Source organism: Pseudomonas coronafaciens pv. oryzae str. 1_6 (assembly GCF_000156995.2).
Lineage (GTDB): Bacteria > Pseudomonadota > Gammaproteobacteria > Pseudomonadales > Pseudomonadaceae > Aquipseudomonas > Aquipseudomonas tremae.
Window position 1 is genome coordinate 3,493,612 of the sequence record NZ_CP046035.1, and the last position, 9,977, is coordinate 3,503,588.

At 57.3% G+C, this 9,977-nt stretch carries 9 protein-coding genes and 2 pseudogenes; 3 read left to right on the forward strand and 8 right to left on the reverse strand.

Annotated elements, in window-relative coordinates; all coding sequences use genetic code 11:
* Positions 1-344: 344 nt before the first annotated feature.
* Positions 345-1,130 (forward strand): outer membrane protein OmpK, encoded by a 786-nt coding sequence (locus POR16_RS15680; protein ID WP_005890707.1) that lies wholly within the window; start codon positions 345-347, stop codon positions 1,128-1,130.
* Positions 1,131-1,381: 251 nt separating this feature from the next.
* On the opposite strand, the gene POR16_RS15685 is transcribed toward POR16_RS15680, so the two are convergent.
* Both POR16_RS15685 and POR16_RS15690 read right to left on the reverse strand, forming a co-directional pair.
* Positions 1,382-2,290 (reverse strand): DUF808 domain-containing protein, encoded by a 909-nt coding sequence (locus POR16_RS15685; protein WP_122381242.1) that lies wholly within the window; start codon positions 2,288-2,290, stop codon positions 1,382-1,384.
* Positions 2,291-2,432: 142 nt separating this feature from the next.
* Positions 2,433-2,939, reverse strand: a complete 507-nt coding sequence (locus tag POR16_RS15690) for an Lrp/AsnC family transcriptional regulator (RefSeq protein WP_042932324.1) — start codon at positions 2,937-2,939, stop codon at positions 2,433-2,435.
* A 187-nt stretch (positions 2,940-3,126) separates the two neighbouring features.
* Between POR16_RS15690 and POR16_RS15695 the strand changes: the two genes are divergently transcribed.
* On the forward strand, positions 3,127-4,143 hold the full coding sequence (locus tag POR16_RS15695) for a 1-aminocyclopropane-1-carboxylate deaminase (RefSeq protein WP_005890695.1): 1,017 nt from the start codon (positions 3,127-3,129) through the stop codon (positions 4,141-4,143).
* Positions 4,144-4,161: 18 nt separating this feature from the next.
* On the opposite strand, the pseudogene POR16_RS15700 reads toward POR16_RS15695, so the two are convergent.
* From POR16_RS15700 to POR16_RS15720, 5 genes and pseudogenes are all read right to left on the reverse strand, one after another.
* Positions 4,162-4,407 (reverse strand): annotated as a pseudogene (locus POR16_RS15700) (LysR substrate-binding domain-containing protein); the annotation flags it as partial.
* Positions 4,408-4,574: 167 nt separating this feature from the next.
* Positions 4,575-5,447, reverse strand: a complete 873-nt coding sequence (locus tag POR16_RS27100) for a methyl-accepting chemotaxis protein (RefSeq protein ID WP_371906418.1) — start codon at positions 5,445-5,447, stop codon at positions 4,575-4,577.
* 33 nt (positions 5,448-5,480) lie between these two features.
* A pseudogene (locus tag POR16_RS27105) lies at positions 5,481-6,503 on the reverse strand (methyl-accepting chemotaxis protein); the annotation flags it as partial.
* Positions 6,504-6,719: 216 nt separating this feature from the next.
* The gene (locus POR16_RS15715) at positions 6,720-7,205 is read right to left on the reverse strand and encodes a DUF2269 family protein (protein WP_005890687.1); all 486 of its coding nucleotides are present in this window, start codon (positions 7,203-7,205) and stop codon (positions 6,720-6,722) included.
* A 2-nt stretch (positions 7,206-7,207) separates the two neighbouring features.
* Positions 7,208-8,335, reverse strand: coding sequence for a saccharopine dehydrogenase family protein (locus POR16_RS15720; RefSeq protein WP_005890685.1), 1,128 nt, complete (start codon positions 8,333-8,335; stop codon positions 7,208-7,210).
* 141 nt (positions 8,336-8,476) lie between these two features.
* Between POR16_RS15720 and POR16_RS15725 the strand changes: the two genes are divergently transcribed.
* Positions 8,477-8,995: a GNAT family N-acetyltransferase gene (locus tag POR16_RS15725; protein WP_005890683.1), complete on the forward strand. Its 519-nt coding sequence runs from the start codon at positions 8,477-8,479 to the stop codon at positions 8,993-8,995.
* Positions 8,996-9,019: 24 nt separating this feature from the next.
* Here POR16_RS15725 and POR16_RS15730 read toward each other — a convergent pair whose 3' ends face one another.
* Entirely contained in the window at positions 9,020-9,889 is an 870-nt protein-coding gene (locus tag POR16_RS15730; RefSeq protein ID WP_024668855.1) for a TauD/TfdA dioxygenase family protein, read from the reverse strand.
* Between the last annotated feature and the right edge of the window lie 88 nt (positions 9,890-9,977).

A 9,977-nucleotide genomic window follows, 5' to 3' on the forward strand; every position in this document is an offset into this window, starting at 1 on the left:
TTTTCGCTCTAGGCGCCCTGCCCTGGAGCACTTGAGCTGGGTGATGCGAGTCAGTATCCTCCGCCGCCGCTGCGAAACTGCACCTTCACCTGCCCTTACATTGAATGTGCCCGGACAGCCAACTGGCTGACTGAGCACTCAGGCGCCTGTCGGCTTGAAAAAACACTTAAAACCGACACTCTCAGCATCGGCCTGGAGATTAGTTGAATTTTTTCATGGGTTGGCGCAGCTCTTGCTAACAACATAAAGCTGACCAGACAGACAAATTATTGCTCCACCAGACAAGGCGTCACTTACAGAACGCCAGTCTGCAAAATCATGATCCATATCAAGGGACCCACCGCATGAACCGTACGTTTTCCAGCGTGTTACTGGCCAGCAGTCTGCTGTCCGCCGCACCCGCCATGGCGGGGGATATATTCCAGTGGCAGAGCAATAGCCTCACCTATCTCAATGGACGAGACTTTGCTGTGAATCCGGAAAATCAGCAGACTTTCACATTCGAGCATGCGGACAGCTGGAAATACGGCGATAACTTCTTCTTCGTCGACAAGATCTTCTACAACGGCAAGAAAGACGCAACGGCTGGCGATAACACCTACTACGGCGAGTTCTCGCCACGGCTGTCGCTGGGCAAGATCTTTGGTCAGAAGTTTGAATTCGGGCCGATCAGCGATGTGTTGATCGCTGCAACTTACGAGTTTGGTGAAGGCGATAACGAGTCGTATCTTATCGGTCCGGCCTTTGACTTGAAAATCCCGGGCTTCGATTACTTCCAGCTGAACTTCTACCAGCGCCAGACCGAAGGCAATCGGCCGGGTGACGGCGTATGGCAGATTACTCCAGTCTGGTCCTACACCATTCCCGTCGGTAAATCGGACGTGCTGATCGACGGGTTCATGGACTGGGTGGTGGACAATGACAAGACCTCACGTGGCACTTACCACTCCAACCTGCACTTCAACCCGCAGATCAAGTATGACCTCGGCAAAGCACTGAACTACCCGGAACGCCAGCTCTATGTCGGTATCGAGTACGACTACTGGACCAACAAATACGGCATCAAGGATACAAGCTCCTTTGATACCGATCAGAACACCGCGAGCTTACTGGTGAAAGTGTTTTTCTAAGTAGGTGACCGAGTCATACATACCTCTTGAGATACGCGTAGAACGGGCATCTGCCAGGAGGACGGCGGCGTAGTGCTTCAGGAGGATACGACGGCTGCGATGGGCTGCGAAGCGGCCCTGAAAACAGTTTTACTGCCGGTTCCCGGCAGGTCGCGGACAAGTCCGCTCCTACAAAATAAAGAGGTCGCGGACAAGCGATGCATCGCCCGGTCCGCGCCCACAACCTGCCTCTGTCACGACGCCCCTTACGGTTACTCCCTCGCCGCTTTCCAGAGCTTGCCGATCAGTGTCACGACCAACACCAGCACCGCACCGGCAATAATCCCTGCGACAGCATCGATCAGCGTCGGAACAACCAGCGACAGACCGCCTACAGCACCCTCCGCCGCTTCCGTCACGCCTTCGACCCAATGGTGAACGAACGGCAGGCCGTGAACCAGAATCCCGCCACCGACCATGAACATGGCCGCAGTACCGACGATCGACAACACCTTCATCAGCACCGGTGCCAGCCATAACAAGGCACCGCCGACCTTCTGCGCAGCCACGCTTGCGGTCTTTTTCAGGTACAGACCCAAGTCGTCAAGCTTGACGATACCGGCCACCAGGCCATAGACCCCGACGGTAATCAATACCGCAACAATAACCAGCACGCCGACCTGGTCCATGAACGGACGGGCCGAGACAACGCCCAATGCCAGCACGATGATTTCTGCCGAAAGAATGAAGTCAGTGCGAATCGCACCCTTGATGCGCTCCTTCTCGAACGCGACCATGTCCACTGATGCATCTGTAGCCGCTTGCTTGCGTTGGTCGTGTTCCTCACCGGTTTCAGGATGCAGCCATTTATGGGCAATCTTTTCGAAACCTTCGAAACACAGAAACGCGCCACCGATCATCAGCAGCGGCAGAATCGCCCAGGGCGCGAAGGCGCTGATCAACAACGCGGCCGGCACCAGAATCGCCTTGTTGAGCAATGAACCTTTGGCGACCGCCCACACCGCCGGCAGCTCACGGTCCGCCGTCACGCCGGTGACTTGCTGGGCATTGAGGGCCAGGTCATCGCCCAGCACGCCTGCGGTCTTTTTGGTGGCCAATGCCACGTCATCCAGCAGGGTCGCAATATCGTCAAGCAGGGTAAGCAAGCTTCCAGCAGCCAAAATGAAAATCCTTGAGCAAATAAAAAGAAACGGCTTTATTGAATCACGCACCGGCGTCAATCGTGTTGCATCAACCAACTCTGACCCTTGTCAGACGCGAACGTTTGACGCTGACAATGCCCGGCCAGACACTCCCGGTCTGTCAAATCGGCAAATGCGTGGTCGACAACACCTGACGCAGGCCCATGAACGAACGGATCTGCCTGACGCCCGGCAAGTACAGCAACTGTTCGGCATGCAGGCGGTTGAAACTCTGGCTGTCTTTAGTGCGCAGCAGCATGAAGTAGTCGAACTCGCCGGTGACCACATGAAACTCCATGCAGCCGGAGACTTTCTGCGCTGCTGCTTCAAATTGTGCAAACGAGTCCGGCGTGGAGCGATCCAGCACTACGCCGATCAGCACCACCATGCCTGCATCAAGTACATCGCCATTGAGCAGCGCGACAACACCTTTGATGACCCCCGCCTCCTTCAACCGTTCGACACGCCGCAAGCAGGCTGGCGGGCTCAGTTTGACCTTCTCGGCAAGTGCGACATTGGAAATCGAGGCGTCACGCTGCAGCGTCTTCAGGATAGCGCGGTCGATCCTGTCCAGCAGCGGCGCCATATCGGCACCGGACTTCCTGGCACTTTCATTTATTGCTTTCATTATTTATTTCACAGAATAAAAACAGGTTTGATGGCAAATACACTAACCATAATTTTGCATACATACAATTCTTTGCAACCACAATTACCGGGCGATTTTCTATGATGGGAGCCATGCCAGGCACACCGTTCAAACGTCGAACCTCAAAACTTCGATGCCTGGATCAACTCATCAACGGAGACCCGACATGAACCTCAGCAAGTTCAAACGCTACCCTCTGACTTTCGGCCCTTCACCCATTACCCCTCTGAAACGCTTGAGCGAGCACCTGGGTGGCAAGGTCGAGTTGTATGCCAAGCGTGAAGACTGCAACAGCGGCCTGGCATTTGGCGGCAACAAGACCCGCAAGCTGGAATACCTGGTGCCTGAAGCCATCGAAGGTGGGTACGACACGCTGGTGTCCATAGGCGGCATCCAGTCCAATCAGACTCGTCAGGTGGCGGCTGTCGCGGCGCATCTGGGCATGAAATGCGTGCTGGTGCAGGAGAACTGGGTCAACTATTCCGATGCGCTGTATGACCGGGTCGGAAATATCGAAATGTCGCGCATCATGGGCGCCGATGTGCGCCTGGACTCGGCCGGCTTCGACATCGGCATCCGCCCGAGCTGGGAAAAAGCCATGGCCGACGTGGTTGAAAGCGGCGGCAAACCGTTTCCGATCCCCGCTGGTTGCTCCGAGCATCCCTACGGCGGGCTGGGTTTTGTGCGCTTTGCCGATGAAGTGCGTCAGCAGGAAGAAGAACTGGGCTTCAAGTTCGACTATATCGTGGTCTGCTCGGTGACCGGCAGCACCCATGCAGGCATGCTGGTGGGTTTCGCTGCCGATGGCCGTGCGCAGCGAGTCATCGGTATCGATGCCTCGGCCAAGCCGGACAAAACCCGCGAACAAATCCTGCGCATTGCTCAAAACACCGCAAAGCTGGTCGAGCTTGGCCGTGAAATCACCGCCGAAGACGTGGTACTCGACACCCGCTACGCCTACCCCGAATACGGCCTGCCCAACGAAGGCACCCTGCAAGCCATACGCCTCTGCGCCAGACTCGAAGGCGTACTGACAGATCCGGTCTACGAAGGCAAATCCATGCACGGCATGATCGACATGGTGCGCAACGGCGAATTCCCCGAAGGCTCGAAAGTGCTCTACGCACACCTCGGCGGCGTCCCGGCGCTGAATGCGTATAGCTTTTTGTTCAAGGACGGTTGAGGCGCACTCGCGCCCAGCTTAAACCCGAAAATGCTTCTGCATCGCCTGCGCCAGCAGACTCACGGCCTCATCGGTCTTTGACGCGGGCGATCGCAGAAACACGATTTCATGCTCGGCGATATCGGGGAGGTCATCGAGCAGCCGCATGGCATCGCTGACCGCGCCTCGATCAATGAGTCTGATCGCCAGCCCCGCCTCGACGCATGCCTTGATCGCCTGATTGGACGGGCTTTCAAGTACCACACGGGCCTTGCGGCCATTCTGGTCCGCCGATGACGATGCTCTGAGCATGGGCGATGTTCGGTGAGCCGCTGTCCTGACAAATAGCCGGAGGCATGGCGGTTTCGGGGTATGGGGGGTGGATGGTTGCGCGGGCAGAAGCCCGACAGAGTGCCTCGTGACGGCGTCACGAGGCACTCTGTTTTGGAAGGTTAAATCCTGAAGCGCGCAACCATGCTCTGCAGATCGCTGCCCAAGCGGGCCAGTTCGACTGTCGACGCTGCGCTCTGCTCGGTCGCAGAGGCCGACTGATCGGCGATGTCGCGAACACTCAATACGCTGCGGTTGATTTCGTCCGTCACCGAGCTTTGTTGCTCGGCGGCAGCGGAAATTTGTTGGCTCATCTGTTCAATAGTACTGATTGACTGGTTGATCTCCACCAGTGCCTGTTCAGCCTGGCGGGCCAGAACCACAGTACCTTCGGTGCGTTGCAGGCTGGCGTCCATCAGGCCCGAAGCGGCGCCGGTGCCTTGTTGCAAGGTCAGGATCAGCGCTTCGATTTCAGTGGTCGAGTTCTGAGTACGCTGGGCCAGCGAGCGAACTTCGTCGGCTACTACCGCAAAACCACGGCCCTGTTCACCGGCACGTGCAGCCTCGATGGCCGCGTTGAGTGCCAGCAGGTTGGTCTGTTCGGCGACAGCTTTGATCACGTCGATGACACTGCCGATCTTGCCACTGTCTTCAGTCAGACGCTGCATGGCCTCACCGAGCTGCTTCACTTCACCGGCCAGTTGACCGATTTCACGTGTAGCGTGCTGCACCACACTGCTTCCGTGGGCCGCACGCTCGCTGGCTTGCTTGGCCGCCCGCGAAGCATCTTCGGTATTGCGCGCAACTTCCTGCACGGTGGAAGCCATCTGGTTCATAGCGGTCGCCACCTGATCCACTTCGGTCTTCTGCAAGGAAACACCGGCACTGGTCTGCTCACTCACGGCAGACAACTCCTCGGCCGCTGTAGCAATTTGAGTGACACCGTTGCCGATACCACCGATCAGACTGCGCAGGGAAACGGTCATGTGCTGCATGGTGTTCTGCAACAGGCCCAGTTCGTCCTGACGAATCGTGCTGATGTCATGAGTCAGATCACCGTCGGCGATACGACGCGCGGCGATGACTGTGTCATTCAATGGCGCGGTGATCTGGCGGGTGATCACGAATGCAGCAAAAATGCCGATCAGCAGCACGACCACCGCCACACTCAACAGCTGCATGACAGCAGTGTCCTGCTCTTTTTTGGCACTGATTACCTGCTGGGTCGCCAAATCGTCTGCACGAGCAGCGGTCGCAACAGACTGCTGTTGCAAATTGCCTCGTATCTGGTCGGTCTGCTGAAGCATTTCCGAGATCGAAGTCATCAGCACTTTGTATTGTTTTAATGCAGCCAGCGCAGCATCTACCGAGGCATTCGCCTCGACAGGCAACTGGCTGCGGGCGGCACCCACCTGAGCGATCAACGCGTCAGCCGCGTTATAAGTGGCCTGACGATTATCAGCAGAAGGGATACTCAGGTAGCGACGAAATACCAAACGGAAATTAGTCATGCCATTGCGCAGGTCGCCAGCGATCTTGACCTGTTTGATGCCGGTTTCATCCGGCACACGCAAGGTGTCGTCAATGGTCTTGTTCAGCAGGTTCTCGAAAGTGGCACTGACATCATCGGACACTTTGATGATGGGTTTCAGCGCATCATCGACTTTCTGGTTGATGCTGACCAACTGTTCGAACGTCTGCTTCAGCCCGCCGACTTGCTCCTTGATGCCTCGCAGTTTTTCCAGGTTGCTCGACACCACAAATACCCGCAGCCCATCATCGACGCTGCGATTCAGCGTATCCAGTGCGCTTGAGTAAGTCTGCACACCCGCTGGGCTAGGGCCTGTGGCGTAGGCTTGTGCAGCGATACGCGCGCTCAAAACGTCAGCCTTGATCTCGGCGACCTTGCTACTCTTGCCCATGCGTTCGATCAACAGGTTAGTGCTGGAGTAACCGATGGCCGTCACCGTCAATACACCCAGCAAAATAGCCGCGAAGCCCAGCCCGAGCTTCTTGCTGACTTTCAAGTTGTCCAACCATTTTGCGCTCATTACGTGTGTGCCTTTGATTTTTCGTGATTCCTGTGAATCGGCGCAACGCAGGTTAACTTGATAGCTTTATTGAGATTGATTAAGCAGACAACTGCAGACAGGTGCCGTGCACACCCCGTATTCAGGGCCGCTACCGGCCTCATTAAGATTTATTTATCTGACCTGAAACACACGTTTCAGATGACCGGTGGCAGGGAGACATACGCCCGGACCGCTTCAAATTTGCAGCAAACGCATGAACGTCATTTTGCTCACCATCATTAATACAATCACGAACATGCCTGAAAAACCGGCGATGCCGAGCCAGAACCATAGACGGTAAAGCGCTTGAAACTGATCATTGATGAGTGCGCCTGCCTTGACAGCGTCCTCGGCCATTCGCTGAAGACGATGTTGCAGAATCAGCACGGGTAACCACAGCATGCCTACGCAGACAAAAATGATCAGGGACGTAATGATCCAGTCAGTCAAAAGCGACATGCCCGCCAGACGGGCCATCGCATAGCCGGTGATGATCTGAACAAAACCTGCCGGTGTGGTAATCCACGCGTCGAAGCGCACCACCGTTCTAGCAACATGAGCAATGACCACCGGATTACCACTCCTGCTCGCCGCAATCAGATAGAGGTAGGAGCCCATGCCAAAGCCGAACAGGAAAATCGCCGCGATGACGTGCAGGTATTTCAGGCCGATATAAAGCAACGTCAGACCCCCGCAGGCTCAAAATGCACATCGAGGCAAATGTCTGACGGCTCGTTGATCGCCGCCAGGTACTCGTCAACGCTGACCTCCCCGACACAGGCACGCGCCCCTGGCTGCGGACGATAGCCAGCTGCCATTTTTATACTCAGGGCGACGGCGGCGCAGCTGGGGATTTCGGGGCCTTTGTCGTTGAGCGCGGTCAATTGCGCACGCATCTGCAGCGGTCGACCGTCTAGCCCCTCTCCGTCGACATCGATATACATGGCGCTTTTTCGATCACCCAGATGTTCGAAGCGGGTCCCCCAGCGGTGCAAGCGCACCGCCCACGGCGCAGGGTCGCGGACCAGTCCAAGACGAACGGCCAACGCCAGCAACCAGGTCGCAATCACACCCGATTTGAGCCCCGAACCCGCCTTGAAACTCAGGCTCTGCGCCGCATAACGCGTGGCAAAGACATCGATATCCGGCGCATCGACATTGGCCAGCAAGCGAGTGCCCATGCCAGGCAAGCGCCGCAGGGTCAAATCCATCCAGCCGGACACCTCATGCACCTGGCCAGCCTTGAGCTGCCTGATGGGCTTGCCGGCGTAGGCCAGCACGCCAAGCACGGTGGAAACCCCAGGCATTTTCGCTGCCGACGAGATGCCGTGTGCTATCGAATCGATGCGCAGAAAACGTTGACGATGCTGGTCGATGATTGCTGCCGAGAGCGTGGGCACCGAACTGCACCCGCTCAGCAGGCTGACACCCGCCTCGCGAGCGGCAGTGTCGAGGGCGGAAATGCCGGAGACGAAGGTCCGGCAGTCCGACAGGTCGCAGTAATTGACCCCGGCATCGATGCAATGCTGCGCCACTGCGTAGGACTGCCCCTGAAAAGGCCCGGCCGTATGAATCACCAGATCAATGCCCAGCCTCCGAAGAGACTCGCTATTGCCAGCCTGCATGATATCGACGCACCAGCTCTGGCAGGCGTTGCCACCATGCGTCTGCAATTCGGCGAGCTGCGTTGCCAGCTTGTGGCTGTCACGACCTGAAGTAACCAGCTCGATACCCGGCGTGTTCACCAGATGGTTGCAGATCAGCCTGCCGAAGTTGCCGTAGCCACCGATGACCAATACCCGAAATGCCATTTATCGTCCCTGACGTCCTGAAAATAAGATGGGCCCATGCTGCCGAGCGTCATAGCAATGGAATTTGCGTGCATTATTGATCATTGGGTGCAGGCCGGGTAAAAAACCCTGTGCCTTTTCTGATCCTTCAAGGAGCAATGGATGCTGGAGTTAAACACCGAGCGGCTTTATCTGCGGACGATGGTCGTTGACGACTGGCCGCTGTTCCTCAGGCTGCACTCGGAACCGCAGACCATGCAATATGTGTTCGGTGAAATCGAAGAGGAACAGATCCGCAAAGGTTTCAATCACCGGCTGCCTGAGTGGGGGCCTGAGTCAGAGCACTGGCTGTGCCTGGTGGTCATCGACAGGCACAGCGGCGTGGAGCTGGGTGTCAGCGGCTTTCGCATCATGTCGCCACGGCATGCGGAAGTGGGTTACCTGTTGTTGCCTGAGCACCAGGGCAAGGGATATGGCACCGAGTCGCTGCGCGCAGTCATCGACTATGCCGCCGCCATCGGGCTCGACTCACTGGAGTCGACCGTGACCGACGGCAACATCGCCTCGTGCAAAGTCATGGATAAATGCGGTTTCACCCTGGAACGCCGCGTGCCGCATGCTTATCAGATCGGCGAGCAATGGTTCGATGATCTGATCTACGACCTGCAACTCCGGGCCTGAAAACCGGTGCCCGGCCAGCCTGCCTCACGCCGTGGGCCGGCCGCCCAGAATCGTGACCCGCTCGCCATAGCGCGAGTGTGGAAAGTAGTCCCAGACGGCATGGTGCTGGGTGCAGCGATTGTCCCAGAACACCAGCGTATTGGGTGCCCAGCGCACTCGGCAACTGAGGCTCGGTTCGCGAGCGATCAAGTCATAAAGCATGTTCAGCAGGGTCCGGCTCTCGTCAGCGGACAATTGCACAATGTGCGAGGTGAACCCGGAATTGACGAACAGGGTCGGTCGCCCGGTCTCTGGATGGCGGACGACTACCGGATGCTCGCTCTTGGGTAGATTGGCGGGCGGCGTGTAGCCTTTCCAGGGAATTTCGCCGTCATGAATGGCGGTCAGCTGGCCGAGAAACTGCTGCATGGCAGGCGAGAGCATTTCAATCGCCAGGTGCATGTTGGCGAACAGCGTATCGCCGCCAGTGCCGATCGCGGGCGTCTCTTTGACATACAGCATCGAGCCCATCGAAGGCTCCGCATCGGCCGTACCGTCGGTGTGCCACAACTCACCGGCGACAAAACGTGACTGGGCATTGGCGCGCACCACGACCAGTTCAGCATCATCGCCGTCGATATCTTCGACCGGCAAGGCCCGCAGCGGGCCGAACAGGCGACCGAACGCTTTATGCTGCTCCACCGTCATGTGCTGATCGCGAAACACCAGCACATGATTCTCGAGAAACGCCCTGCGGATTTCCGCCAGCTGTGCCTCTTGCAGCGGTTGCGACAGATCGACACCGCTGACCTCGGCACCGATGATCGGCGTCAGACGCTCCACGGTAATGCTGTGGTAAGGCGCACGCACGGCGCCGGCGATTTTCTCGATAGCCTTGAGAGCCAGTTGATCCATGTCCCCTCACCTTCCTGTTATTGGCATGGCTTTTCTTCACCATGACCGTTGTTCGATAGCGGGCTGGCGCGCCCATGAAAAGCGCGCT

Bases quoted from the DNA above. Each gene is read 5' to 3' on its own strand.
- POR16_RS15720 (WP_005890685.1), bottom strand. From the start codon at position 8,335: ATGGCATTTCGGGTATTGGTCATCGGTGGCTACGGCAACTTCGGCAGG.
- POR16_RS27100 (WP_371906418.1), bottom strand. From the start codon at position 5,447: ATGCAGCACATGACCGTTTCCCTGCGCAGTCTGATCGGTGGTATCGGC.
- POR16_RS15725 (WP_005890683.1), top strand. From the start codon at position 8,477: ATGCTGGAGTTAAACACCGAGCGGCTTTATCTGCGGACGATGGTCGTT.
- POR16_RS15680 (WP_005890707.1), top strand. From the start codon at position 345: ATGAACCGTACGTTTTCCAGCGTGTTACTGGCCAGCAGTCTGCTGTCC.
- POR16_RS15695 (WP_005890695.1), top strand. From the start codon at position 3,127: ATGAACCTCAGCAAGTTCAAACGCTACCCTCTGACTTTCGGCCCTTCA.
- POR16_RS15690 (WP_042932324.1), bottom strand. From the start codon at position 2,939: ATGAAAGCAATAAATGAAAGTGCCAGGAAGTCCGGTGCCGATATGGCG.
- POR16_RS15730 (WP_024668855.1), bottom strand. From the start codon at position 9,889: ATGGATCAACTGGCTCTCAAGGCTATCGAGAAAATCGCCGGCGCCGTG.